Origin of the sequence: Yersinia mollaretii ATCC 43969 (assembly GCF_013282725.1) — a bacterium.
Classification (GTDB): domain Bacteria; phylum Pseudomonadota; class Gammaproteobacteria; order Enterobacterales; family Enterobacteriaceae; genus Yersinia; species Yersinia mollaretii.
The window spans coordinates 965,575-992,193 of record NZ_CP054043.1 but is presented as its reverse complement, the minus strand read 5'-3'; the positions used below and the strand labels follow the sequence as shown (position 1 = coordinate 992,193).

The window sequence follows — 26,619 nt, the reverse complement described above, 5'->3', positions numbered from 1 at the left end:
AAAAAGAGAGTGGGAGGAGAGAGTGAGAGAGAAAAGAGTGAGAGGGGCGACCGGAGCCGCCCAACAGCAAAAAAATTAGTTAAACTCTTCGAGGAAGAGGGGCCACTGGACATAGCTCTGCCAGTGACTTTCTTGTTCCAAGGCTTCCGCGCGATAAGGGTGCTGTTGCAGCCAGCCATGAGGTAACAGCACATAGAGCGCTTCTCCTTTGGCCGACAATCTGACCGCAGGCAGTGTATCGTCCCGCCGACGACTGGCGAAAATAATCGCCAAGCGCAGCAAACGGCACAGATGCTGCGCCATATCGACTGGCAAGGCATTTTGCTGATTCAATAATGTCAGATCGAGGGTATCGCACTGATTTTGTAGCAGCGCAGAGAGCAGTAACTTTTGCGCGGGGGTAAAACCGGGGAGATCCAGATTTCGAATCAGGTAAGCTGCATGTTGGGGAGCGCGCTTAAAATCGACACTAAGGCCAATTTCATGAATCAAACAGGTATTTTGCAATAACTCCCGACATCGACGGTCGAGATGCCACTCTTTTTCTACCTGTAGTAAAAAGTTATCCGCCAGTTTGCTCACACGCTTGGCTTGCTCGGTATCGAGTAAATAGCGACGCTGCAAATTTCGGATGGTGCGGCCGCGAATATCCTGCTCAACCGGTAAGTGAAGCATGCCGTAGACCAGCCCTTCGCGCAGTGCGCCGCCAGCCAGTGTCATACTTTCAATCGCCAATTCTTGGAATATTGCAATCAAGATAGACAAGCCACTGGGGAAAACCAGCGCCCGTTCCAGTGTTAAACCGGGGATTTCCAACTCTTCCAATTTGCCGCACTGAATGGCTCTTTGCTTGAGTTGCTGCAATTTGGGTAGGGTGATCAGCTCATCCATACCTTGGGCGACCATGATCTCTTGCAGGGCCTGTACTGTGCCCGAAGCACCGACACAGATTTGCCAGCCGTGCTCACGAAAACGCGCCGCGACCGGTTTGATCATCTCACGTGCGGCCAGTTCAGCGCGTTCAAAATTCTCTTTTTCCAGAGTGCGGTCGCCAAAATAACGCTCAAGCCAAGTGACACAACCCATTGATAAACTAACTAAAATATTAGCCTGAGCGCCATTGCCTGTCACCAGCTCTGTGCTGCCACCGCCAATATCGACCACTAGACGCTGATCCGGCCCCCCGGTGGTATGGGCTACCCCGTGATAAATCAGCCGAGCTTCTTCTTCGCCGCTGATGACTTGAATCGGACAGCCGAGGATCTCGGTGGCTGTTTGCAGGAACTCCTCAGCGTTAGAGGCCAAACGCAGGGTTGCCGTGGCGACCACGCGGATCTGATCCCGAGGAATGTCCTGTAAACGCTCTGAGAAAAGCTTCAAACATTGCCAGCCGCGTTCCATCGCGTCTTGTGATAAGTGATTCTGGCTATCCAGACCTGCCGCCAGACGGACTTTCCGTTTGATTCTGGCCAGTGTCTGGATACTCCCTGCCACCTCACGTACCACCAACATATGGAAACTGTTGGAGCCAAGATCGATGGCAGCATAAAGTGAGGTGGAACTTAGCATCGTTTTATCAGCTCGGTCGCTTACGGTTATTATTCCGTGGTGCACCACTACGACGTGGGGCAGAGTTACGGCGTGGACCATTCCCAGTACGGGTGCGAGCCAGACGTTTTGGTGCTGGCAAATCAGTTAATAGCGCATCGCTATTATATTTACTGACCGGAATGCTATGACCAGTGTAGGTCTCGATCGCCGGTAAGTTTAACGCGTACTCTTCACAGGCCAAGCTGATGGAGTGACCACTTTCGCCAGCACGACCGGTACGGCCAATGCGGTGAACATAGTCTTCGCAATCGTCAGGCAGGTCATAGTTGAAGACGTGGGTGACCAGTGGAATGTGCAGACCACGGGCGGCAACGTCAGTCGCGACCAGAATGTCCAAATCACCTTTGGTGAAATCTTCCAGAATCCGCAGGCGTTTTTTCTGCGCGACGTCACCGGTCAGCAAACCGACACGATGACCATCCGCAGCCAGATGGCCCCAGATCTCTTCGCAACGATGCTTGGTATTGGCAAAAATAATGCAGCGGTCTGGCCACTCTTCTTCAATCAACGTCTGAAGCAGACGCATTTTTTCTTCATTTGAAGGGTAGAACAGCTCTTCCTGAATGCGGTGGCCGGTTTTTTGTAACGGTTCCACTTCAACATATTCAGCATTATTCATCTGTTCGAAGGCCAATTCGCGTACCCGGTACGAGAGAGTGGCAGAGAACAGCATGTTTAAGCGCTTATCAACGGAAGGCATACGGCGGAACAGCCAGCGGATATCTTTGATAAAGCCCAAATCGTACATACGATCGGCTTCATCCAAGACCACCACCTGAATCGCCCCGAGGTTAATGTAATTTTGCTTAGCGTAATCGATTAAACGACCCGTGGTCCCGATCAGAATGTCGACGCCACTTTCCAGCACTTTAAGCTGTTTGTCGTAGCCATCACCCCCATAAGCCAAGCCTAATTTCAGCCCGGTGGTCTGGGAAAGTGATTCTGCATCGGAGTGGATTTGCACCGCTAATTCACGCGTTGGTGCCATAATCAAAGCGCGTGGCTGATTAGTCTGGCGACCCTCTTCTGCGGGGTTAGAAAGCAAATAATGGAAAGTAGACGCTAAGAAAGCCAGCGTCTTGCCGGTTCCTGTTTGCGCCTGACCCGCTACATCACGCCCGGATAGGGTGAGTGGCAATGCTAACGCCTGAATCGGCGTGCAATACTCAAAACCTTTGCTTTCAAGGGCTTGAGTAACTAGCGGGTGCAGGGCGAAGTCGGAAAACTTCTGTTCGGTCAAGTGTGTTTTGCTCATAGTGTGGTAGAATATCAGCTAACTATTGCTTTACGAAAGCGTATCCGGTGAAATAAAGTCATCCTATTGTTGGTTAATGCTACACCAACGAGGTAGACACAATCCTTTGGAGTAGAACATGAGCGATAAAATTATTCACCTGAGTGACGAAAGTTTCGACACTGACGTGCTAAAAGCCAGCGGCCTGGTTCTGGTCGATTTCTGGGCTGAATGGTGTGGTCCGTGCAAGATGATTGCTCCGATTTTGGATGAAATTGCTGAAGAGTACGAAGGCAGACTGACTATCACTAAACTGAATATTGATGACAATCAGGGCACGGCACCTAAGTATGGTATCCGTGGTATCCCAACATTGTTGTTATTCCGTGACGGTGAAGTGGTTGCCACCAAGGTGGGTGCATTGTCTAAAGGTCAGCTAAAAGCCTTCTTGGATGCTAATCTGTAAGCGGCATGAGCCGTTTGTAGTCTACGGCTAGGTAGCAAACGAACAAAGCCCGATGAGCTGACTCAGGTCAGTGATTCGGGTCAGTTAGCGCCGCCAGCCTAGCTGTGGTGTCAAGGGCGCAGGGGAGTTTAGTGGCAGCGGTGATTTCTCACACTGACCGCTAGACGCCTGCAAAGAAGCGTGTTAAGTTTACCCCACTGCGCATAAAACATTCCTGTGTACTGAGTCCGGGTTTGTAGCATCTAGCTTATTCTTTAGTATCTAATAAATAGTCTGTCGTATCTAATGAATAGTCTGTAGCACCTAAAAAGTTTAAATCTAAAGTTTTACTCTATGTCGAAACAATGTGTGTTGAGAATGATTATGAACTCAATCAGTTTTTTGACAGTCTAACGGCTTTACAAAATCAGTCGAAGGCACCTTCAATCTTTTTACCGTTGTGTCGCGCAAAACTCGCGTAAGTGATGACTTACGTAGTTTGCCTAAGGCCGGTGATTGAATGTCCCATTAAACAGGCACGGATGACGCTGCCATACCATTCACGACCATAGTTCGAGACATACCCCGAGTTTAAGAACCCACCATTATGAATCTTACCGAATTAAAGAACACGCCGGTTTCTGATCTGATAACACTTGGCGAAAATATGGGGCTGGAAAACCTAGCCCGGATGCGTAAACAAGATATTATTTTCTCTATTCTTAAGCAGCACGCGAAAAGTGGAGAAGATATCTTCGGTGACGGTGTGTTGGAGATATTGCAGGATGGATTTGGTTTCCTCCGCTCTGCAGACAGCTCCTACCTCGCCGGTCCCGACGACATCTATGTATCCCCAAGCCAAATTCGCCGTTTCAACCTCCGTACTGGTGATACCGTCGCCGGTAAGATTCGTCCGCCTAAAGAGGGTGAGCGTTATTTTGCATTGTTGAAAGTTAACGAAGTTAACTATGACAAACCGGAAAACGCCCGTAACAAAATCCTGTTCGAAAACTTAACCCCATTACATGCCAACTCTCGTCTGCGCATGGAACGTGGTAATGGTTCGACGGAAGATTTAACTGCCCGTGTGCTGGATTTGGCATCGCCAATCGGTCGCGGTCAACGTGGTCTGATTGTGGCACCGCCTAAAGCGGGTAAAACCATGCTGTTGCAGAATATTGCTACCAGCATCGCTTACAACCACCCTGATTGCGTATTGATGGTACTGCTGATTGACGAGCGTCCGGAAGAAGTGACCGAGATGCAACGTCTAGTTAAAGGTGAAGTCATTGCTTCTACCTTTGATGAGCCAGCGTCTCGTCACGTCCAAGTCGCTGAAATGGTGATTGAAAAAGCAAAACGTCTGGTTGAGCACAAAAAAGACGTTATCATTCTGCTGGACTCCATTACCCGTTTAGCGCGTGCCTATAACACCGTTGTACCTGCCTCAGGCAAAGTATTGACCGGTGGTGTGGATGCGAATGCCTTACATCGTCCTAAACGTTTCTTTGGTGCGGCACGTAATGTTGAAGAGGGCGGTAGCCTGACCATCATTGCTACCGCGTTGGTGGATACCGGTTCTAAAATGGATGAAGTTATCTATGAAGAATTTAAAGGTACCGGCAACATGGAACTGCACCTGTCCCGCAAAATTGCGGAAAAGCGTGTCTTCCCAGCCATTGATTTCAACCGCTCTGGTACACGTAAAGAAGAGCTGCTGACGACCACTGAAGAGCTGCAAAAAATGTGGATCTTGCGCCGTATCCTTCATCCAATGGGTGAAATCGATGCGATGGAGTTCCTCATCAGCAAACTGGCAACAGCGAAAACTAACGATCAGTTCTTCGATAATATGAGACGTTCGTAAGTTTCTCGGAATTAGTCAAAACGCCACGCTCAGTCGTGGCGTTTTTTGCTTTTGGAATATACGATAGTCGGGTTTGCTATTCACTGAGTGGGTGACAAGAACGAACTCACGGTTATTTTGGTCTTTATTCTCACTACTCGCGAGAAAATACCAAAATTAGAGTTGGGAATAACAAGCAAGGCTGTCATCATATTCAGAAATAACTGAAAGCGTGGCGAAGGCATGGTTTGCGCCAACCCACATGCTAAGCTGTTGTATCTATTTGCAGAGAGCGGTTAAACGTGAACTTACTCACTATGAGTACTGAAATATTTGTTATATTCCTGTTTTCTCTGGCATTTTTATTTGTTGCTCGCAAAGTTGCCAAGAGAATTGGATTAGTCGATAAACCTAATTATCGCAAACGCCATCAAGGGTTGATCCCATTAGTGGGTGGAATATCCGTGTTTGCGGGTATTTGCTTTACTTTTCTGATCACCAATCAGCAAATCCCCCATTTCCGTTTATATCTTGGCTGCGCCGGTTTATTGGTATTCGTCGGTGCGCTAGATGATCGTTTTGATATCAGCGTAAAAATTCGAGCCTTTGTTCAAGCACTGGTCGGCATCGCCATGATGGCGGTGGCAGGGCTTTATTTACGCAGCCTAGGGCATACTTTTGGCCCATGGGAAATGGTATTAGGGCCGTTTGGTTATGTCGTCACGTTATTCGCGGTATGGGCGGCCATCAATGCCTTCAATATGGTGGATGGCATCGATGGCTTGCTCGGTGGCCTCTCCTGCGTCTCTTTCGGCGCGATGGGGATTTTGCTATATCAAAGCGGGCAGATGGCATTGGCTTTATGGTGTTTCGCCATGATTGCCGCAATTCTACCCTATATCTTGCTTAACCTCGGGCTGTTAGGGCGTCGCTATAAAGTCTTTATGGGTGATGCGGGCAGCACGTTGATTGGTTTCACAGCGATTTGGATGCTGCTGCAAACCACGCAAGGGAATTCGCATCCTATCAATCCGGTGACCGCATTATGGATTATCGCCATTCCATTGATGGATATGATCGCCATCATGTATCGGCGTTTACGTAAAGGGATGAGCCCTTTCTCCCCCGACCGTCAGCATATCCATCACTTAATTATGCGTGCGGGTTTTACCTCACGGCAGGCTTTTGTCTTAATTACTCTGGCTGCGGCATTATTAGCGGCGGTAGGTGTTATCGGCGAACGGCTAACATTTATCCCTGAATGGGTCATGTTGGCATTATTCTTGCTTGCATTTCTATTGTACGACTACTGCATCAAACGGGCATGGCGAGTGGCGCGTTTTATCAAGCGTATGAAGCGCCGGATGCGTCGTGCATCGCAAAATAAGCATGAATCTTAATCAGAGGCTTTTAGGCAGTGATGAAATCAGAATCTATGTCGTCGGATAAAACAGGATCTACCCATAATGAGCCTACTGTGGATAACGAATTAGATATCCGTAGTCTGTGCCGCACGCTTTGGCGTGGCAAAGTGTGGATTATCGGTATGGCCATTCTTTTCGCTGCACTCGCGGTGGGTGTTTCCTATTTGGTGAAACAGCAGTGGAGCGCAACGGCAATTACTGATAGACCCACAGTCAATAATCTGGGCGGTTTTTATTCTCAGCAGCAATTTTTGCGTAATCTGGATACCCGGATTAATAGCGGTGTTGCCAGTGAGCAGCCGGGGATTTCTGACGAAGCCTACAGCGAGTTTATTACCCAGTTAGCGGCCTACGACACCCGTCGTGACTTCTGGCTGCAAAGTGATTACTACAAGCAGCGGTTGGAGGGTGATGCCAAAGCAGACGCGGCATTACTGGATGAGCTGGTGAATAATATTGTTTTCACCCCGCGTGATGACAAAAAAATGCTCAACGACAGCATTAAGCTGACGGCAGAAACCGCGACGGACGCCAATCAATTACTGCGTGGTTATATTGATTTTGCCAGCCAGCGAGCAGCCAGCCACCTGAATGATGAGATTGAAGGGGCATGGGCTGTGCGTACTCAATCCATGAAAGCCCAAGTCAAACGGCAGGAAGCCGTCGCGCAGGCGGTGTTCAATCGTGAAGTCGCTGCGGTGAGGCAAGCATTGAAAGTCGCTGATCAACAAGGGATTAACCGTAATCAAACGGATACGCCGGCTGAGCAGTTGCCAGACTCCAAAATGTTTATGTTAGGCAAGCCGATGCTCGAAGCTCGCCTAGAGACATTAGAGGCGACCGGCCCAAGTTTTGATATCGATTACGATCAGAACCGCGCCATGCTGGCAACCTTGAACGTCGGCCCGACACTGGATAAAACCTTCCAAACGTACCGTTACTTGCGTACGCCGGAAGATCCAGTGACCCGTGACAGTCCGCGTCGAGTGTTCCTGTTGATTATGTGGGGCGCGATTGGGGCATTGGTCGGGGCAGGTGTGGTTTTGGTTCGTCGCACCAGCATACAATCATAATAACGCATTGATACCTAGATAAATTGACGTGGCAGCCAGACAGAAAAGTCATGCTGCGGCGTTGGGTAAGAAGCGAATAAATCGCTAATGGGCGCATTGTGCGCCCAACTTGCAGGCATTGTCTGCGGCTAACTGACCTTAAAGAGATTCACTGTGAAAGTGTTGACTGTTTTTGGCACCCGGCCTGAAGCCATTAAAATGGCTCCTCTGGTGCATGCTTTGGCTCAGGATGAAGCCTTTGAATCGCGAGTTTGCGTGACGGCTCAGCATCGTGAGATGTTGGACCAAGTATTGCGTTTATTTGAGATTCAGCCGGACTATGATTTGAATATCATGAAGCCGGGACAGGGATTGACGGAGATAACCTGCCGTATTTTGGAGGGGTTAAAACCGGTTCTGGCGGAATTTAAGCCAGATGTGATCTTAGTTCACGGTGATACCACCACGACACTCTCGACCAGTCTCGCGGCTTTTTACCACCGCATTCCGGTCGGCCATGTCGAAGCGGGTTTGCGCACCGGGAATCTCTACTCCCCTTGGCCGGAAGAGGCCAACCGTCAACTGACGGGCCATCTTGCGATGTACCATTTTGCGCCGACCGAGAACTCTCGGCAAAATTTGTTACGTGAGATGGTGCCAGATAGCCGCATTTTCGTGACCGGCAATACGGTGATCGACGCGCTGTTCTGGGTTCGTGATCGGGTGATGAATAACCCGGAACTGCGATCGAGCTTGGCGCAACGTTATCCGTTCCTCGATACCAGTAAAAAGATGATCTTGGTCACCGGCCATCGCCGCGAGAGTTTTGGTGGTGGTTTTGAGCGGATTTGCAGCGCGTTAGCGGAAATTGCCCGTAAACACCCTGAAGTGCAGGTGGTCTATCCGGTGCATCTCAACCCTAACGTCAGTGAGCCGGTCAACCGCATCTTGAAAGGCATCGATAATATCATTCTGATCGACCCGCAAGATTACCTGCCATTCGTTTATCTGATGAACCACGCCTACCTGATCTTGACGGATTCCGGCGGTATTCAGGAGGAGGCACCTTCATTAGGTAAGCCGGTACTGGTTATGCGGGACACCACCGAACGTCCGGAAGCTGTCGATTCAGGTACGGTTCTGTTGGTGGGCACTAATATTAATAAGATAGTCGATGCAGTGACCCGCTTGCTGACTGATGAATCTGCCTATCATCAGATGACCCGGGCACATAATCCTTACGGTGACGGGCATGCCTGTCAACGCATCCTTGAAGCTTTAAAGAATCATCAGGTGACGCTATGAGTTTTGAAACTATTTCTGTTATCGGTCTTGGGTATATTGGTCTGCCAACGGCGGCGGCTTTCGCCTCGCGCAAGAAGAAAGTGATTGGTGTTGATGTCAACGCCCATGCTGTTGAAACCATTAATCGCGGCGCGATCCATATTGTCGAACCTGACTTAGACAAAGTGGTGAAAATTGCGGTTGAAGGGGGCTACCTTCAGGCAGTGACTAAGCCATTGGCCGCAGATGCGTTTCTTATTGCCGTGCCTACTCCCTTTAAAGGCGATCATGACCCCGATATGGTCTATGTTGAATCCGCCGCGAGATCGATCGCCCCGGTACTGAAAAAAGGCGACTTGGTCATTCTGGAATCCACGTCGCCAGTGGGTGCCACTGAGCAAATGGCACAATGGCTGGCTGAAGCTCGCCCCGATTTGAGTTTCCCGCAAAATGCGGGCGAAGAGGCTGATATCAATGTTGCCTATTGTCCTGAGCGCGTGCTGCCGGGTCAGGTGATGGTTGAGCTGATTCAGAACGACCGCGTTATTGGTGGCATGACGCCAAAATGTTCTGCTCGCGCCAGTGAGCTGTACAAAATCTTTTTGGAAGGCGAATGTGTGGTGACCAACTCCCGCACCGCTGAAATGTGTAAGCTGACTGAAAACAGCTTCCGCGACGTGAACATCGCTTTCGCGAATGAGCTGTCACTGATTTGTGATGCACAGGGCATCAATGTGTGGGAACTGATTCGTCTGGCGAATCGTCATCCGCGCGTGAATATTCTGCAACCCGGCCCGGGCGTGGGCGGTCACTGTATCGCCGTTGACCCGTGGTTTATCGTTTCGCAGAACCCAGAGCTGGCGCGCTTGATTCACACGGCCCGTCTGGTGAATGACGGCAAACCGCTGTGGGTGGTTGACCGCGTGAAAGCCGCCGTGGCTGACTGTCTGGCCGCGACGGACAAACGGGCGTCTGAAGTGAAAATTGCCTGCTTTGGTTTGGCCTTTAAGCCAAACATCGACGATCTGCGCGAAAGCCCGGCCGTTGAGATCGCCCATTTGATCGCGGAATGGCACGCGGGTGAAACATTGGTGGTTGAACCTAATGTTGAGCAATTGCCAAAATCACTGGCAGGCCATGTCACCCTGAAAGATACCGCCACGGCATTGCAGCAGGCTGATGTGCTGGTGATGCTCGTCGATCACAGCCAATTCAAGGCCATTAAACCTGAAGAGGTGAAGCAAACGTGGATAGTGGACACCAAAGGAGTCTGGCGTTGAGACGTATTCTAGTCACAGGCGGGGCCGGTTTTATCGGCTCTGCGGTGGTAAGGCATATTATCGATGGCACTTCGGATAGCGTGGTGGTGGTGGATAAACTCACCTACGCCGGCAATCTGGAGTCACTGGCGGTGGTCGCAAAAAATGAGCGCTATGCGTTTGAGCAGGTCGATATTTGTGACCGCGCTGCATTAGACCGCGTTTTTGCACAATATCAGCCGGATGTGGTGATGCATCTGGCGGCAGAAAGCCACGTTGACCGCTCTATTGATGGGCCAGCGGCCTTTATCGAAACCAATATTGTGGGCACTTACCTGATGTTAGAGGCGGCGCGTCACTATTGGCAGCAACTGAGTGCTGAGGCCAAATTGGCATTTCGCTTCCACCATATCTCGACGGATGAAGTGTATGGCGATCTGCATGGCACTGAGGATCTGTTTACCGAAACCACGCCCTATGCGCCAAGCAGCCCCTATTCGGCCTCTAAGGCATCCAGTGACCATTTAGTTCGCGCTTGGTTGCGGACCTATGGTTTTCCGACATTGGTGACCAACTGTTCGAATAACTACGGCCCGTATCATTTCCCTGAGAAATTGATCCCGCTGGTGATTTTGAATGCGTTGGCGGGCAAACCGCTGCCAGTGTATGGCAATGGTGCGCAAGTCCGTGACTGGTTGTATGTTGAAGACCACGCGCGAGCGCTGTATCAGGTCGTGACCGAAGGTGTGGTGGGTGAAACTTACAATATTGGCGGTCATAACGAGCGCAAAAATATTGAAGTGGTTGAAACCATCTGCACGCTACTGGACGAATTGGTGCCAGCAAAACCGGCGGGCATTGCTCAGTACCGTGACTTGATTACCTTTGTCAAAGATCGGCCGGGCCATGATATGCGCTATGCCATTGACGCCGGTAAAATTGAGCGGGAGTTGGGCTGGCGGCCACAGGAGACTTTCGAAAGCGGCATTCGCAAAACCGTATTGTGGTATTTGAACAACGAATCTTGGTGGCGTCGTGTTCAGGATGGTTCCTACGCGGGTGAGCGTCTGGGCTTGAGCGACTGATACTCTTCATCTTTCAAGTTGCAGATGTGTTGGCTGCGCTCGGTCACCCGAATCACTGACTTATGTCAGCTCATCGGGATTTCCTTGCTTGCCGCCTTCCTGCACCTTGAGATCTATAGAGTATTTCGCTGGGTGATTGACGATAGGTTCGAAGTTTATTAATCATTGGGATGGCATCATTCAATATTTTGCATGATGTTTTCAAGACATTGTATGTCTTAGGAGATCGTATGAAAGGCATAATTCTGGCAGGTGGCTCCGGTACAAGGCTGCATCCCATCACCCGTGGTGTCTCTAAGCAACTGCTTCCGGTTTATGATAAGCCGATGATCTATTATCCGTTGTCAGTGCTGATGTTGGCCGGGATCCGCGATGTCTTGATCATCTCTACACCCGAAGATTTGCCGTCGTTCCAGCGCTTGCTGGGTAATGGCGACGAGTTTGGTATTAATCTGAGCTATGCGGCACAACCGAGTCCAGATGGTCTGGCACAGGCATTTATTATCGGCGAAGAGTTTATCGGCAATGAGCCTTGTTGCTTGGTGCTGGGCGATAATATCTACTTTGGTCAAGGCTTTAGCCCGAAACTGAAAGCGGTTGCTGCCCGTGAACACGGCGCAACGGTCTTTGGCTATCAGGTGATGGACCCAGAACGTTTTGGTGTGGTGGAGTTTGATGACAACTTCCGCGCCTTATCTATCGAAGAGAAACCGAGCCAGCCGAAGTCCAACTGGGCGGTGACGGGGCTTTATTTCTACGATAATCAGGTGGTTGACTTCGCCAAGCAGGTTAAACCCTCTTCTCGTGGTGAGCTGGAAATTACCAGCATCAACCAGATGTATCTCGAGCGCGGTGAGCTGACGGTTGAACTGCTCGGCCGTGGTTTCGCTTGGCTGGATACCGGCACCCATGACAGCTTGATTGAGGCCAGTACCTTTGTGCAAACCGTTGAAAAACGGCAAGGTTTCAAAATCGCCTGTCTGGAAGAGATCTCATGGCGTAACGGCTGGTTGGATGATGACGGCGTAAGACGCGCAGCAACGGCGCTGTCTAAAACGGGTTACGGCAAATATTTGTTGGATCTGTTACATGCCCGTCCACGCCAGTATTGAGCCACTGGCCTGGGAGAGTGAGTTTTTCCAGCGCCACAGTGCAAAACTGATTTTCTCCGACTCAGCCCCGCAACTTAACCCGGCTGAGTTGGATGCGTATACCCTTACCCAAGCCAAAGTGCCTACCCATCGCCTTGATCTCATTGACTCTCTGGGTCAACTTGGCTTCAAACTCGTTGAAGGGGAGGTCGATCTGTCGCTGGCCGTGGCTATCAACACTGAGATTGGCACGGAAAATGCTACATCTGCGGCAGATAATGAGCTGAGGGTCGCCACTGTGGCGGATATTCCACTCTTGCGTCGTGTCGCCGCCAGCGCTTTTGCATTAAGCCGTTTTCGCGCACCTTGGTATGACCCACAAGACAGCGGGCGATTTTATGCACTGTGGGCTGAAAAGGCGGTATTGGGCACCTTCGATCATCAATGTTTATTGGTGATGGATGCGCTGGGGCAGCCTGCGGGTTTTGTGACATTACGGGATCTGCACGATGGCAGCGCCCGTATTGGCCTGTTGGCGGTCTTCCCCGATGCGCAGGGTAAAGGCATAGGTTCATCATTAATGTCGGCGGCAAAGCAGTGGTGCCATGGTCACGGGTTACAGCGGTTACGGGTAGCCACGCAGATGAGCAATATTGCTGCTTTACGTCTTTATATTCGCAGTGGTGCGTCGATTGAGAGCACCGCGTATTGGTTATGTAGGGGATGAAATGATTCCATTTAACGCTCCACCGGTAGTTGGCACTGAACTGGGTTATATGCAGGCTGCGATGGCCAGTGGGAAGTTATGTGGCGATGGTGGGTTTACCCGTCGCTGCCAGCAGTGGATGGAGCAGCATTTTGGTTGCCCGAAAGTCTTGCTGACGCCTTCTTGCACCGCCTCGCTGGAGATGGCCGCGTTGTTGCTGGATATCAAGCCCGGTGATGAGATTATCATGCCGAGTTTCACCTTCGTTTCGACCGCCAATGCGTTTGTGCTGCGCGGGGCGAAAATGGTGTTTGTTGATATCCGCCCAGATACCATGAATATCGATGAAACCAAGATTGAAGCGGCGATCACCGATAAAACCCGAGTTATCGTGCCGGTCCACTACGCGGGTGTGGCCTGCGAGATGGACACCATCATGGCGCTGGCAAAAAAACATAATCTGTTTGTGGTCGAAGATGCCGCGCAAGGCGTGATGTCCACTTACAAAGGCAAAGCACTCGGCACCATTGGTCATATTGGTTGCTTTAGCTTCCATGAAACCAAGAACTACACCGCCGGCGGTGAAGGCGGCGCGACCCTGATCAATGACCCGTCACTGATTGATCGTGCAGAAATCATTCGCGAAAAAGGCACCAACCGCAGCCAGTTCTTCCGTGGTCAGGTAGACAAATACACTTGGCGTGATATTGGCTCCAGCTATTTGATGTCTGATCTACAGGCCGCTTATCTGTGGGGCCAATTGGAAGCCGCAGAGCAGATCAACGAACGCCGTCTGGCGTTGTGGCACACCTATTACCATGCCTTTAAGCCGTTGGCTGATGCTGGGCGCATTGATCTCCCGGTGATTCCAGCCGACCTGAAACAAAATGCGCACATGTTTTATCTCAAACTGCGCGACATTGACGACCGCTCTAAATTTATCAGCTTCCTAAAAGAAGCCGAGATCATGGCGGTCTTCCACTACATTCCCTTGCACGCCTGTCCGGCGGGTGAAGAGTTTGGCCGTATGGCGGGTGAAGACCGCTTTACCAGCCAAGAGAGTGAGCGTCTGGTTCGCTTGCCTATCTTCTATAACCTGACTGATATCAATCAGAAAACGGTCATTAACACTGTACTGAGTTACTTCGCCTGATATGTCTCTGGCAAAAGCATCGGTTTGGACTGCTGGCTCTACGCTGATTAAGATCGGCGTAGGGTTGTTAGTGGTGAAACTGCTGGCGGTGACCTTTGGCCCCAGTGGTGTTGGGCAGGCGGGGAATTTTCGCCAGCTAATTACGGTATTAGGCGTGCTCTCTGGCGCGGGTATCTTTAACGGAATTACCAAGTATGTTGCTGAATATCATCAGCAACCTGAACGCCTGCGCGCGGTTCTGGGCACCTCATCGGCCATCGTGCTGGGGTTCTCAACGCTGCTGGCGCTGATTTTTCTGCTGGCGGCGAAACCCGTCAGTATTGCGCTATTTGGTCATGGTGATTACCAGAATGTGGTGCGTGCTGTCGCGCTTATCCAGATGGGGATTGCCTACGCCAACCTGTTTTTGGCGATCCTCAAAGGCTATCGCGATGCGATGGGCAATGCGCTAGCGGTGATTGGCGGCAGTCTGATTGGGGTGGTGGCTTACTATATCTGCTTCCGCATTGGCGGATATTCCGGCGCATTAGTGGGCTTGGCATTAGTCCCCGCACTGGTGGTTATCCCTGCGGCAGCTCTGTTGATTCGGCGTAAAACTATTCCGCTGAGCTATCTGAAGCTAAGCTGGGATCGCGCCTTAGCCAGCCACTTGGGCAAATTTACTATTATGGCGCTGATTACCTCAGTGACCTTGCCCGTCGCCTACGTGATGATGCGGAACTTGCTGGCCGATCAATATGGCTGGGATGCGGTGGGAATCTGGCAAGGGGTGAGCAGTATTTCCGATGCTTATCTCCAATTTATTACGGCGTCATTTACCGTCTATTTGCTGCCAACACTGTCGCGACTCAAAGCGAAAGCGGATATTTCCCGCGAAATTCTGCGCTCACTGAAGTTTGTCCTACCCGCAGTGGCGATCGCCAGCCTGATGGTTTGGCTGTTACGGGACTTTGCTATCTGGTTGCTGTTCTCGCATCAGTTCACGGCGATGCGTGATCTCTTCGCTTGGCAGTTGGTGGGCGATGTGTTGAAAGTGGGATCGTACGTGTTCGGCTATCTGGTTATTGCCAAAGCCTCCCTGCGCTTTTACATTTTGGCGGAAGTGAGCCAGTTCTTACTGTTGACTGGATTTGCCCATTGGTTAATCCCAATGAATGGCTCGTTGGGCGCAGCACAAGCCTATATGGCGACTTATATTGTCTATTTTGCGCTCTGTAGCTGCGTATTCATTATGTATCGTAGACATTCATCACCGTAAACACTCTTTACAGCAGAAAAAAATGACAACCCTGATTCATGTACTGGGATCTGATATCCCGCACCATAATTTGACTGTGCTGCGCTTCTTTAATGATGTGCTGGCCACTCGCGTGCCCACAGAGCAGGTGCGGCACTTTATGGTGGCGGCAAAAGAGACGGCAGCCTTTTCATCCTTCACACTGTTGGATATCGAAGCGCATGGCAGTAAAAAAGCCTTGGCTGAGGCGGTGATTGCCCGCGCGCAGGCGGATCGCAACACGCGTTTCTTTTGGCACGGCCAGTTTAATGCCACTCTGTGGCTGGCCCTGTTGAGTGGCAAAATTAAGCCACGGCAGGTCTGTTGGCATATCTGGGGCGCGGATTTATATGAGGACGCCAAAAGCTGGAAGTTTCGCCTATTTTACGTGTTGCGCCGCTTCGCTCAGGGGCGGGTGGGCCATGTGTTTGCCACCCGTGGCGATTTAATCTATTTCCAGCAGCGCCATCCTCGGGTGCCAGCGTCACTGCTCTACTTCCCAACGCGCATGGACCCGGCATTAACCGGCATCAGCGTGGAGAAGCCACTGGCGGGGCCAATGACGATTTTAGTCGGTAACTCCGGTGACACCACGAACCGCCATATTGAAGCGCTGAAAGCGATTCATCAGCAGTTTGGCCCTGATGCCCGAGTGATTCTGCCGATGGGCTATCCGGCCAATAATGAGCCGTATATCGAGCAGGTTCGGCAGGCGGGGCTGGCCCTCTTTGCGCCAGAAAATTTGCGCATCCTGACGGATCAGATCCCCTTTGATGACTACCTGAATATCCTGCGCGAATGCGATTTGGGCTATTTTATTTTCAATCGTCAGCAAGGGATTGGTACCCTGTGTCTATTAACGCAATTTGGTGTGCCTTTTGTGCTGAGCCGTAAAAATCCCTTCTGGCAAGATTTGGCTGAGCAGCATATCCCGGTGCTTTTCTATGGCGACTCATTGGATGAGCCATTGATTCGTGAGGCACAGCGCCAATTAGCTGGGCTGGATAAACAATCGATCGCCTTCTTTAACCCCAATTATATTGAGGGCTGGCAGCAAGCGCTGGCTCTGGCCGCAGGAGAACAGTCATGACACTGGGGCAATTTGGCGGCCTGTTCGGCGTCTACCTGATGGCGGTCATCTTTATCCTGATCTTGACGTATCAGGAGTTTCGGCGCGTCCGCTTTAACTTCAACGTGCTGTTCTCCATGCTCTATCTGCTGACATTCTATTTTGGCTTCCCACTGACCTGCATGTTGGTGTTCCAGTTTGGCGTGGCGGTCGTCCCGGTTGAGTACTTGCTGTATGCGATTCTCTCATCCACCGCGTTTTATGCGATTTACTACGTGAGTTACAAAACACGGCTGACCAAGCCGCGTGCACAGCCGCGCACCCCGATTTTTACCATGAATCGGGTGGAGACCAACCTGACCTGGGTGCTACTGGCACTGGTGGCGATAGGCACCGTGGGCATCTTCTTTATGCAGAATGGTTTCCTGCTGTTTAAGCTGGACTCCTACAGCAAAATCTTCTCCAGTGATGTCTCGGGCGTGGCGTTGAAGCGCTTTTTCTACTTCTTTATCCCGGCCATGCTGGTGGTCTACTTCCTAAAACAGGACATGCGCGCGTGGTTTTTCTTCCTTGCCAGCACGGTGGCCTTTGGCATCCTGACCTATGTGATTGTCGGCGGGACACGCGCTAATATCATTATCGCGTTCTCATTATTCCTGTTTATCGGCATTGTTCGTGGCTGGATAACCCTGTGGATGCTGGCGGCGGCGGGGGCCTTTGGTATTGTGGGGATGTTCTGGCTGGCGCTGAAACGTTATGGGCTGGATGTTAATGGGGCGGAGGCGTTTTACACCTTCCTCTATCTGACGCGGGACACCTTCTCGCCGTGGGAAAACCTCGGGTTGCTGCTACAGAACTACGACAAAATCGATTTCCAAGGCTTAGCGCCGATAGCCCGTGATTTCTATGTGTTTATCCCCAGCTTCCTGTGGCCGGAGCGCCCAGATTTGGTGCTGAATACCGCCAACTACTTTACGTGGGATGTGCTGGATAACCACTCAGGGCTGGCCATCTCCCCGACGCTGATCGGCTCTTTGGTGGTGATGGGCGGGGTGCTGTTTATCCCGCTGGGTGCCATCGTGGTTGGGTTAATCATTAAGTGGTTCGACTGGCTTTACGAGCAGGGCAAGGCAGAGAAAAATCGCTACAAAGCCGCTATTCTGCAAAGTTTCTGTTTTGGTGCGATATTTAACATCATCGTCTTGGCACGGGAAGGTTTAGACTCCTTTGTCTCGCGTGTGGTGTTTTTCTGCGTGATTTTTGGTGCCTGTCTGGTACTGGCAAAATTGTTGTACTGGTTGTTCGATACGGCAGGTTTGATAACACAGCGGGTTCAGCGTCATGTTAACAAGCCTAAGCGCCTGTCCACGCCTGAAACGGGCAATCAACTGTAAGGATTGAAATGGAACCGAATACTGCTACTCCAGCCCAAAAAACGGGCATTCCAACCCAAGAAACGGGCATCCCAAAATATAATGTCCGTGGTTTCGAGATCTGGGGCTTTCGTGACATGACCCAGACACTGGATCATCTGCTGAGCAGTGGCCCGGTGAAGACCGGCACGCTGGTGGCGATGAATGCAGAGAAACTGCTCAAAGCCGAAGACGACGCGGCGCTGCGTGAACTGATTAATGAGGCTGAATACCTGTATGCCGACGGCATCAGCATGGTGCGGGCGATTCGCCGTAAATACCCGCAAGCCCAACTCTCTCGGGTGGCGGGGGCTGACTTATGGGAAGCCTTGATGCAACGCGCGGGGCAGCAAGGGACGCCAGTCTTTTTAGTCGGGGGCAAGCCTGAGATTCTGGCTGAAACGGAAGCTAAGCTGCGGTCGCAATGGAATGTGAACTTGGTGGGTAGCCAAGATGGTTACTTCACGCCAGAGCAGCGTGAGGCGCTATTTGCGCGCATTGCTGCCAGTGGCGCGGCAATTGTCACGGTTGCCATGGGGTCGCCTAAACAGGAGATGTTTATGCGTGACTGCCGTAAATTCTACCCTGATGCGCTCTATATGGGCGTGGGCGGGACTTACGACGTCTTTACCGGGCATGTCAAACGTGCGCCGAAGATCTGGCAGAATCTGGGGCTAGAGTGGCTCTATCGCCTATTGGCGCAGCCAAGCCGCATCCGCCGTCAATTCAAACTGCTTAAATTTGTCGGTTATTATTACAGCGGCCGCTTGTAATATTCTGAGACAGGCAGGGCCACCTACGGCCCTGCTATGATAACCACGCCATCTATTCGCTTCGCTAACTATCCATCTACGCTAACTATCCATCTACGCTAACTATCCATCCCGCTAATGTCCCCCACTTTAATTCCATTACGGAATCAATTTAATTATTTTTATTCCATAAAGTTTTAGATTCCCGTTTGCTAATCTGCCGCATATACGGAACGATACGGGCCGATTAGGATTTTGCGGTCGCCATCATTTTTTATTCGGTGCCGTTTCCCTATGATTTAATCTGAAGCTATTGATAACTTGACTGAATGTTTTTGTTCGGTCATGCATTTTATTTTTATAACAACAACAACCGGGAATCCGGAGCAGACACACACCAGTCGATTTACAGAGGGATATATGGCAGATAACGAAGAGAAAAAAGGATTACACCGTGGGCTGGAAGCCCGGCATATCGAACTGATAGCGCTAGGTGGGACAATTGGCGTCGGGCTGTTTATGGGGTCAGCCAGTACCTTGAAATGGGCCGGGCCATCCGTGTTGCTGGCCTACATTGTTGCCGGCTTATTTGTGTTCTTTATCATGCGTGCGATGGGCGAAATGCTCTATCTGGAGCCGGTTGCAGGCTCTTTCGCCGTGTATGCGCATAAGTATCTTAGCCCCTATTTTGGCTATCTGACCGCTTGGGGCTATTGGTTTATGTGGATAGCAGTGGGGATATCCGAAATTACTGCTATTGGCGTCTACGTACAGTTTTGGTTCCCCGAAATTCCCCAATGGCTGCCGGCTATCATGGGGGTTGCTATCGTGGCACTGGCTAATCTGGCGGCGGTCAGATTATATGGCGAGTTAGAGTTCTGGTTTGCGATGATCAAGGTCACGACCATTATCGTGATGATTCTGGTGGGGCTAGGGGTGATCTTCTTTGGTTTTGGCAATCACGGCCAACCCATTGGCTTTGATAACCTGACGGCCCACGGTGGCTTCTTTGCGGGCGGCTGGAAAGGCTTCATGTTCGCGCTCTGTATTGTGGTGGCATCCTACCAAGGCGTTGAACTGGTGGGGATTACTGCCGGTGAAGCCCGAAATCCGCAAGTCACCTTAAAGCGCGCCATCAATAACATCTTATGGCGCATTCTGATTTTCTATGTCGGCGCGATATTTGTCATTGTCACTATCTTCCCGTGGAATGGTATCGGCACGGAAGGCAGCCCCTTTGTGCTGACCTTTGCCAAAATAGGGATAGTGGCTGCCGCTGGGATTATCAACTTCGTGGTACTGACCGCTGCGCTGTCCGGCTGTAATAGCGGCATGTACAGTGGTGGGCGCATGTTGTATGCCTTGGCGAAAAACCGCCAGTTACCCGCTTGCCTAACGAAACTCTCTGCCAGTGGTGTTCCGGTCTACTGTATTGCGGTCACTATTCTGTGCCTGTTGGTGGGATCTAGCCTCAATTACATCATTCCCAACCCGCAGCAGGTATTTGTTTACGTTTACAGTGCCAGTGTATTGCCGGGCATGGTGCCGTGGTTTGTGGTGCTGGTGAGCCAGCTACGTTTCCGGCAGGTACATAAAGAGGCATTAAAACAGCATCCGTTTAAATCCATCATGTTCCCGTACGTCAACTACCTCACGATCGCCTTTTTGATTTGTGTGCTGGTCGGGATGGGCATTAACCCGGAAACCCGTTTATCTCTGTTGGCGGGAGCGAGCTTCCTTGGATTAGTCTCGGCGTGCTACTTCGGTTTAAGAATGCATAAACAGAATGTCGTCGAGCTATCCCCAAAGTAATGGGCGTTGCTGCTAACTCCCCGCAGCTTCCAGCACCAAGGAGATGAAACGCCTATAAAACCAGCGAACAAGGCGAGGTGAGGGCTATCAATGGCTGACTTTTGTGGCAGACTGTGCAAAGCGTAAGCAAACACGCCATTTCTTCTAAAAAAGCACTAGACAGCCAAGTATTAAAACCGTAGTATCCTCACCCGCAACGGCGCTAAGCGCCCGTAGCTCAGCTGGATAGAGCGCTGCCCTCCGGAGGCAGAGGTCTCAGGTTCGAATCCTGTCGGGCGCACCATTAATTTTGTGTGCAAGAGCTGCGGTGGTAAGATTGCCGCGTACGACGAAGAACGAAGTAAGCTGTAAGAAGTTATGGTGGCTATAGCTCAGTTGGTAGAGCCCTGGATTGTGATTCCAGTTGTCGTGGGTTCGAGCCCCATTAGCCACCCCAAATTTTGTGGAACATGCGATGGTGGCGGAATTGGTAGACGCGCTAGCTTCAGGTGTTAGTGTCCTTACGGACGTGAGGGTTCAAGTCCCTCCCTTCGCACCACACAAACATGTAGATTTTTATTAAGATTTACATGGACATAGGTCGAAAGACCTTGTAGAGTAAGAAGTAAGAAATCGGCGAGTAGCGCAGCTTGGTAGCGCAACTGGTTTGGGACCAGTGGGTCGGAGGTTCGAATCCTCTCTCGCCGACCAATTTCAGAAGAAACCCCGCAATGCGGGGTTTTTTTTCGTCTATTATTTGTCCAGATAATATCGCTCTCCCCATAATCTCTGCTCATCCCGAATTAATCCTATCCCTGTTTTGTTATCCGCCATCGGTGCGACACCACTATCGTCTTCTCGACGCCCGAAACGATGTTGCCGCCCTTTGATCAAATGAGGCGATTAGCCTGACCCGAACGGTGATTTATCCCCTCAGAGAGTCGGTGTTGGCTTTTCACGACAAAAGACACATGCTTTGTCTCTAAAAAGAGACATATAATTAATTGATAAATAAAAAGAAAAAGTATGATGATGGATAACGTCGTTTTGTAGCGACAGATCACTAATGGCACCTCGCCATCAGAGCCAGTGGGCGTGGGCATAGAATGCTAAATGGGCGTAAAAATAAATCTATTTTTTATCAGTTAGTTAGGTTTTTATTTGCAGGCAATGAAATGAAACTGCCGTCGATTGCGCGACTTGGCACGCTAAGTGCAACATCTACCCAGTAGATGCTCATCTCACTTATTATGACAGCTTGGTCTTACCGCCAATTTAGCTTCATAAACCCAGAGATGATGCAGAGCCAATTTTAGGGTGCCTATTGTCCAAGTAAACGATGTTGAATACCTTCATCACATACCGGGCATAACGTTGAGTGAGGCGCCGACATGTTGTCGTAGACCTGAAGATTTTAGACGCTTGCCGAAAATGGCAGGCGTTTTTTTTTGAAAAGTAGATAACAAAAAAGCTCCCGTAGGAGCTTTTAGACTGATGACAAACCCCGATGACTCGATCGGGAACGGTGAGGACAGGTGGAAGAGTAAAGCGTCCGCGCCAAGGATGGCGCGGCTCGAGCCTACAAGGAAGTATTTACGGCGTCTTTACGATCCGCCTGTTCTCTCCGCCGCTGACAAACCCGGTTCTCTCCGCCGTGCCCACAAAACTTAGAGCGATTCCCCATTCTGCCGTAGGGTCGATAGCAACCCCTCACGGCGGGCTTGTGCGGCATCCTCAGGGCGATGCAGTTTATCCAAGGCATCCGCCAACCAAGCATAATCATACCCGTCTGGGCGCTGTACAAGGGCAGCGGTAAAGGCTTCGCGGGCTTTCTCCCACTCACCGTGTTTCAGCATCAACTGACCCAACGTGCTATTAAGCAGCGGTGTCGCACCATGCTGCTTGATTTGCTGGCGCAATGACTTCTCCAGCGGCTCGGGATTACCTGACTTCAGACGCGGGATCAACAGCACCAAACGCTCATCATACTGACGCTTCAGGCCATCCAGAATGATCTGCTGAGCGACATCATGATCATCACACTCAATCAGATGCTCGGCTAATGCCACTTGCAGCGGGATCTCGTTGCGCACTTTGCGGCTCTGATCTTTCCACCAGCGTTTCAGGCCATCGCTGCCCTCTTCCGCCATACATTGATTCATCATACCAATGTAAGCTTGCTGTTCCAGCGCGGAGATCTCCTCTGACGTATGAAGCTGAACCTTGCCAATCGCCGGTAAAATTTCCAGCAATGAGCTGTAAGCGCCAGAGCGCAGATAAGCTTGCTCCGCCAAACGCAGGACTTCCGGGTGGCGCGGTGCTTGATCCAGCAGACGATCGACGCCATGGCGCGCCGCATGGATGTGGCCCTGCGCCAGTTGAATGCGCACGCGGGTAATATCCACCGGCAGTTGATCGGTATCGGCCACTTCTGCCGCCCGCTCCAGATATTGATTGGTACGGAACTCATCACCGCGCTGCTGGGCCGCTTCCGCCGCCAGCAGATAGTTCACCATCGGTTGCTCCGCGTGATCGGCGTTACGGGTAAGCAACTTCTCCACCTGCTTGAAATCACCTTCAGCCAGCTTGATCAACGCCGCCTTAGTTTGCTTACGGGCGCGGGTACGTTTGCGACCCATAAACCAGCCACGGGTGCGAGCACCGGTGCGGAAAATGCGGCGCAGTATCCACTCGACTATCAGGAACGCGACCAAAACCAGTATCAGCATAATGACCAGACCGGTCACACTGGTCTCGACGTTATAGTTATCGGTTTGGATCAACACATAACCCTGATGGCCGGCTAACATCGGGCCAAGGACGATCCCGGCGGTCAGAATGAGGAATAACAGTAAAACTCGCAGCATACTTATTCCCCCTGAGCGGCAGCTGGCGCTTGCGCCAGCAAGTTACGAACTCGAGTTTGCATCAATTTTTCCAGCAGCGGCTGGCTCTTCAATTGATCTGGCACATCCATTGATATGGATTGCTGGCTCAGGCTCTCTAATTCATCCAGAAAAGCCTTGGTGCTGGGGTCGTTCACATCAAAATAGGCGCGAACCCAGGTGGAGATAGTCTCGAGCGACTGTTTGTACACTTCATCCTGATGGCGAGGCACGGCTTGGGCCGCCACCAACAGGCGAGAGCGGATATTCTCGCGCAGATAAACGTCCTGATTCGGTGCCAGCAGGGGTTCAGCGCTGCTATCACGGCGGCGAATGGTAATAAAATCAGACATAAAGCTGTGCCAGCTTTTGGTCAAATTCTGACGCCATTCAGATAATGAACTCGACAGTTCATCGCTATCGGCATCCATCGGCGAATCATCAATATTGTTGTCAGCCAGACGCAGGTTATCGACCTGATTGGAGAGCTGATTTAATTTGAGGATGATGCCGTCGAAATCCACCTGACTGACCGCAGAGAGAGTGCTGATATCCTCGGTCAAGGCGCGGCGTACATCGATAAGGCTGGGATCATTCATGTCAGCGAGGCTGGCATCGGCGCTTTTCAATAGGGTGGCTGCGGTGGTGACATCTTGATCGCTCCACAATTTGCGACCCGCCATTTTCACCAGAAAATCAGCCTGTGCCAGTAGCCAGGTTTTGGCGTCGCTGCCTGAAATGGTGGCGACTTTTTCCTGCAACTCATTGAGTTGGCGAATGAGTGACGTCTGTTGGCGGTCGGCCGCTTCCAGCGCCTTGCCTTGCTGTTGCAGCAATGACTCAAGCTGCTGTTTCTCCTGCAATTGGCTCTGTTTCAGTTCCGCCAGTTGCTCTTGCAGCGCGAGAGTGGCTGCATCTTGTGACTGGGCCTGCTGCTGTCCGTAATAATAAAGCCCGGCACCCAGCGCGATAGCCAGTGCAATAGCAATAGCCCCCAGAATTGGCCCGGTCTGTTTTCCCCGGCGGTCTTCAGGTGCTGGCTGTTGGTGCCTCTCAACCGCAGTGGTTGTCTCTTCCACTGGTGCGGATGGGGTATTTTGTTCCGTCATATTGGGCATCCCATAGTCAGGTTTCAGGTGTGTTTTAGCTCTTGTAGCGCGCGGATCAGCGCGTCATTATCAGCATTCTCTGCCACTTGGATATCACGCCAACCCATTTGGGCGGCCAAGGCAGCCAAACGATCACTCACCACCACCAAGTGGCAGCGTAGCAACCAGGAAGAACGATAGTAATCAGGAACTAAAGTATAGATCTGTTGTAACATTTCGCCGCTGGTCACCACCAGAATATTGACGCCAGCCCGCTGCCAGTGAGCACTTTGTTCACTGCCATCATAAAAGATCGGGCTGCGTTGGTAACATTCACAGAAGGTCACAGTCGCACCTCGCTGCGCAAGGCTCTCGCCCAGCAGTTCTCGCCCACCATTACCGCGCAATAACAGCGCCTTTTTGCCTGCCAGTTTTTGCAGATCAGGCAATGATAGCAGCATCTCGCTGGTCTCACCCATTGGCGGAAAGGTGACGTGCAAATGGCTGGCGGTATGCAGTGCCAACGCCGTGCCACGACCAATAGCATAATAAGATAACTGTGCTGGCCATGACAGGTTATTTCTTTTTAACAGCGGGTTAGCATAGCGTACGGCGTTCTGTGATAACGCAAACACCAAATCACCCGCCTGCATCTCTTGCAACAGGGTGGGCAGTTTGGGCAGGTCATCACCGGGTGAGAAATCAATCAAGGGAGCATGATAGGCAACCCGGCCCAGCGCACGCAGGCGACTGACTAATTGCTCCCCGGAGGGGGAGGGACGGGTCACCAGAATGGTCATAGCGGCGGGTTATCCTGATAAACAGCGGCCAGTATTTCTCGCGCGCCCCGTGAGAGCAGCTCATCGGCCAGCTCAATCCCCATCTGCTCGGCATTCTCAGCCGGGCCACGGCGTTCACCGCGAATGATTTCACTGCCATCTGGCGCGCCCACTAAGGCACGAAGCCACAGCTCGCCGCCGGCCAATTCGGCATAACTGCCAATCGGCACCTGACACCCTCCCTCAAGACGGGTATTCATGGCACGTTCTGCGCAGACGCGTAATTCAGTGTCGCGATGATTCAGTGGCGCTAACAGTTGGCGGGTCACATCATCATCCAGACGGCACTCGATACCCACGGCCCCCTGACCCACGGCGGGTAAGGACTCTTCGGCGGGCATGGCATAGCGAATCCGTGTTTCCAGCCCGAGGCGCTTAAGGCCCGCGACAGCCAGAATAATCGCGTGGTAATCGCCGTTATCCAGCTTAGCGAGGCGGGTGCCGACGTTACCCCGCAGATCGCGGATAATCAGGTCGGGGCGGCGCTCACGCAATTGGCACTGACGGCGCAGGCTAGAAGTGCCGACGATACTGCCAGCCGGTAGATCATCCAGATGGGCGTAATGTGATGAAACGAATGCATCACGGGGATCATCACGCTCACAAATGGTGACCAGACCCAAGCCTTCAGGGAAAGCGATCGGCACATCTTTCATCGAGTGCACAGCAATATCCGCTCGCCCATCCAGTAACGCCAACTCTAACTCTTTGACGAACAAGCCCTTACCACCCACTTTTGCCAGTGGCGTATCCAGAATGATATCCCCGCGAGTGACCATCGGGACCAACTCAACTTGCAGGCCGGGGTGATTGGCTTGCAGTAAATGTTGAACATAATGTGCTTGCCATAAGGCGAGCGGGCTTTGTCGCGTGGCAATTCGAATAATTTTGTCTAACATTGCTTGTTACCGTTTTATATTTTGCGGCCCATCCTACCATTGACCGACAAGCACTGTCAGTGTGGTAGCCACATGATCAAGGCGGGTAAGAGTACAAGAAAGCAACTATTGTAACAAATGTGTGGCGAGATAAGGGGTTTAAACCGACCTTCCACACATGGCTGCGTTGTCAGCGGCTTTCGCTGAAATTCATGGGTCTGTTGCCCGATGGCGACGCAAATGATTTTAGTCAGAGAAGAGACGTTATAATTGTAGGGATAGCTTTACTTTCTTTACGGTCAATCAGCAAGGTGTTAGATTGATCACGTTTCCAGCAATCATTCGTTAAATATTCTTCAAACAAACTGTTTTTTGGTCATTTCAACAAAAAGTATCTATTTTTCGAGAAGGCCAAATAAGCAACAAACGAATGTGGAAC

21 protein-coding genes and 4 tRNA genes are annotated in these 26,619 nt (G+C 51.2%); 19 read left to right on the top strand and 6 right to left on the bottom strand.

The window, feature by feature from the left end; all coding sequences use genetic code 11:
• Nucleotides 1-75 precede the first annotated feature (75 nt).
• Together ppx and rhlB are read right to left on the bottom strand one after the other, a co-directional pair.
• The gene (gene ppx, locus HRD69_RS04360; RefSeq protein WP_004877073.1) at nt 76-1,569 is read right to left on the bottom strand and encodes an exopolyphosphatase; all 1,494 of its coding nucleotides are present in this window, start codon (nt 1,567-1,569) and stop codon (nt 76-78) included.
• 7 nt (nt 1,570-1,576) lie between these two features.
• Nucleotides 1,577-2,866: an ATP-dependent RNA helicase RhlB gene (gene rhlB, locus HRD69_RS04355; protein ID WP_004877075.1), complete on the bottom strand. Its 1,290-nt coding sequence runs from the start codon at nt 2,864-2,866 to the stop codon at nt 1,577-1,579.
• 118 nt (nt 2,867-2,984) lie between these two features.
• Between rhlB and trxA the strand changes: the two genes are divergently transcribed.
• The 19 genes from trxA (at nt 2,985) to HRD69_RS04260 (ending at nt 21,201) form a co-directional block, all read left to right on the top strand.
• Nucleotides 2,985-3,311 (top strand): thioredoxin TrxA, encoded by a 327-nt coding sequence (trxA, locus tag HRD69_RS04350; protein ID WP_004877077.1) that lies wholly within the window; start codon nt 2,985-2,987, stop codon nt 3,309-3,311.
• Nucleotides 3,312-3,897: 586 nt separating this feature from the next.
• Nucleotides 3,898-5,157 carry a transcription termination factor Rho gene (gene rho, locus HRD69_RS04345; protein WP_004704159.1) on the top strand — a complete coding sequence of 420 codons (1,260 nt, stop codon included), beginning with the start codon at nt 3,898-3,900 and terminating at the stop codon, nt 5,155-5,157.
• A gap of 281 nt (nt 5,158-5,438) precedes the next feature.
• Entirely contained in the window at nt 5,439-6,536 is a 1,098-nt protein-coding gene (wecA, locus tag HRD69_RS04340; RefSeq protein ID WP_072099514.1) for a UDP-N-acetylglucosamine--undecaprenyl-phosphate N-acetylglucosaminephosphotransferase, read from the top strand.
• Between the two features lie 20 nt (nt 6,537-6,556).
• Entirely contained in the window at nt 6,557-7,633 is a 1,077-nt protein-coding gene (gene wzzE / locus HRD69_RS04335) for an ECA polysaccharide chain length modulation protein (protein WP_004877081.1), read from the top strand.
• A gap of 153 nt (nt 7,634-7,786) precedes the next feature.
• Entirely contained in the window at nt 7,787-8,917 is a 1,131-nt protein-coding gene (wecB, locus tag HRD69_RS04330; RefSeq protein ID WP_004877083.1) for a non-hydrolyzing UDP-N-acetylglucosamine 2-epimerase, read from the top strand.
• Nucleotides 8,914-10,176, top strand: a complete 1,263-nt coding sequence (gene wecC, locus HRD69_RS04325) for a UDP-N-acetyl-D-mannosamine dehydrogenase (protein WP_032815342.1) — start codon at nt 8,914-8,916, stop codon at nt 10,174-10,176. The genes wecB and wecC overlap by 4 nt, the downstream gene beginning before the upstream one ends.
• Nucleotides 10,173-11,240: a dTDP-glucose 4,6-dehydratase gene (gene rffG, locus HRD69_RS04320; RefSeq protein WP_032815344.1), complete on the top strand. Its 1,068-nt coding sequence runs from the start codon at nt 10,173-10,175 to the stop codon at nt 11,238-11,240. The genes wecC and rffG overlap by 4 nt, the downstream gene beginning before the upstream one ends.
• A 230-nt stretch (nt 11,241-11,470) precedes the next feature.
• Entirely contained in the window at nt 11,471-12,352 is an 882-nt protein-coding gene (rfbA, locus tag HRD69_RS04315) for a glucose-1-phosphate thymidylyltransferase RfbA (protein ID WP_004877089.1), read from the top strand.
• Nucleotides 12,330-13,058 carry a dTDP-4-amino-4,6-dideoxy-D-galactose acyltransferase gene (gene rffC / locus HRD69_RS04310; RefSeq protein ID WP_032815345.1) on the top strand — a complete coding sequence of 243 codons (729 nt, stop codon included), beginning with the start codon at nt 12,330-12,332 and terminating at the stop codon, nt 13,056-13,058. The genes rfbA and rffC overlap by 23 nt, the downstream gene beginning before the upstream one ends.
• Nucleotide 13,059: 1 nt before the next feature.
• Complete coding sequence (rffA, locus tag HRD69_RS04305) at nt 13,060-14,190, top strand: dTDP-4-amino-4,6-dideoxygalactose transaminase (RefSeq protein ID WP_004877093.1); 1,131 nt, start codon at nt 13,060-13,062, stop codon at nt 14,188-14,190.
• Nucleotide 14,191: 1 nt separating this feature from the next.
• Nucleotides 14,192-15,448 (top strand): lipid III flippase WzxE, encoded by a 1,257-nt coding sequence (wzxE, locus tag HRD69_RS04300; protein ID WP_004877094.1) that lies wholly within the window; start codon nt 14,192-14,194, stop codon nt 15,446-15,448.
• A gap of 22 nt (nt 15,449-15,470) precedes the next feature.
• A complete protein-coding gene (locus tag HRD69_RS04295) occupies nt 15,471-16,556 on the top strand; it encodes a TDP-N-acetylfucosamine:lipid II N-acetylfucosaminyltransferase (RefSeq protein ID WP_004877096.1) in 1,086 nt (361 codons plus the stop codon).
• Nucleotides 16,553-17,929, top strand: a complete 1,377-nt coding sequence (wzyE, locus tag HRD69_RS04290) for an ECA oligosaccharide polymerase (RefSeq protein ID WP_032815346.1) — start codon at nt 16,553-16,555, stop codon at nt 17,927-17,929. The genes HRD69_RS04295 and wzyE overlap by 4 nt, the downstream gene beginning before the upstream one ends.
• Nucleotides 17,930-17,937: 8 nt before the next feature.
• The gene (gene wecG, locus HRD69_RS04285) at nt 17,938-18,720 is read left to right on the top strand and encodes a lipopolysaccharide N-acetylmannosaminouronosyltransferase (protein WP_004877101.1); all 783 of its coding nucleotides are present in this window, start codon (nt 17,938-17,940) and stop codon (nt 18,718-18,720) included.
• A gap of 399 nt (nt 18,721-19,119) precedes the next feature.
• Nucleotides 19,120-20,511 (top strand): bifunctional threonine/serine APC transporter ThrP, encoded by a 1,392-nt coding sequence (gene thrP / locus HRD69_RS04280; protein ID WP_004877102.1) that lies wholly within the window; start codon nt 19,120-19,122, stop codon nt 20,509-20,511.
• Between the two features lie 206 nt (nt 20,512-20,717).
• Nucleotides 20,718-20,794: transfer RNA gene (locus tag HRD69_RS04275), tRNA-Arg, on the top strand.
• Between the two features lie 77 nt (nt 20,795-20,871).
• Nucleotides 20,872-20,947: transfer RNA gene (locus HRD69_RS04270), tRNA-His, on the top strand.
• A 15-nt stretch (nt 20,948-20,962) separates the two neighbouring features.
• Nucleotides 20,963-21,049 (top strand) — tRNA-Leu (locus HRD69_RS04265).
• A 75-nt stretch (nt 21,050-21,124) separates the two neighbouring features.
• Nucleotides 21,125-21,201: transfer RNA gene (locus HRD69_RS04260), tRNA-Pro, on the top strand.
• 956 nt (nt 21,202-22,157) lie between these two features.
• Here the strand turns inward: HRD69_RS04260 and hemY are convergent.
• From hemY to hemC, 4 genes are read right to left on the bottom strand one after another with little or no spacing between them, the layout of a single operon-like run.
• Nucleotides 22,158-23,357 carry a protoheme IX biogenesis protein HemY gene (hemY, locus tag HRD69_RS04255; protein ID WP_004876597.1) on the bottom strand — a complete coding sequence of 400 codons (1,200 nt, stop codon included), beginning with the start codon at nt 23,355-23,357 and terminating at the stop codon, nt 22,158-22,160.
• Nucleotides 23,358-23,359: 2 nt separating this feature from the next.
• Entirely contained in the window at nt 23,360-24,484 is a 1,125-nt protein-coding gene (hemX, locus tag HRD69_RS04250) for a uroporphyrinogen-III C-methyltransferase (RefSeq protein WP_032815196.1), read from the bottom strand.
• Between the two features lie 23 nt (nt 24,485-24,507).
• On the bottom strand, nt 24,508-25,263 hold the full coding sequence (hemD, locus tag HRD69_RS04245) for a uroporphyrinogen-III synthase (RefSeq protein WP_032815197.1): 756 nt from the start codon (nt 25,261-25,263) through the stop codon (nt 24,508-24,510).
• Entirely contained in the window at nt 25,260-26,201 is a 942-nt protein-coding gene (gene hemC, locus HRD69_RS04240) for a hydroxymethylbilane synthase (protein ID WP_004876602.1), read from the bottom strand. Before hemC ends, hemD begins: the two co-directional genes overlap by 4 nt.
• Nucleotides 26,202-26,619: the final 418 nt, after the last annotated feature.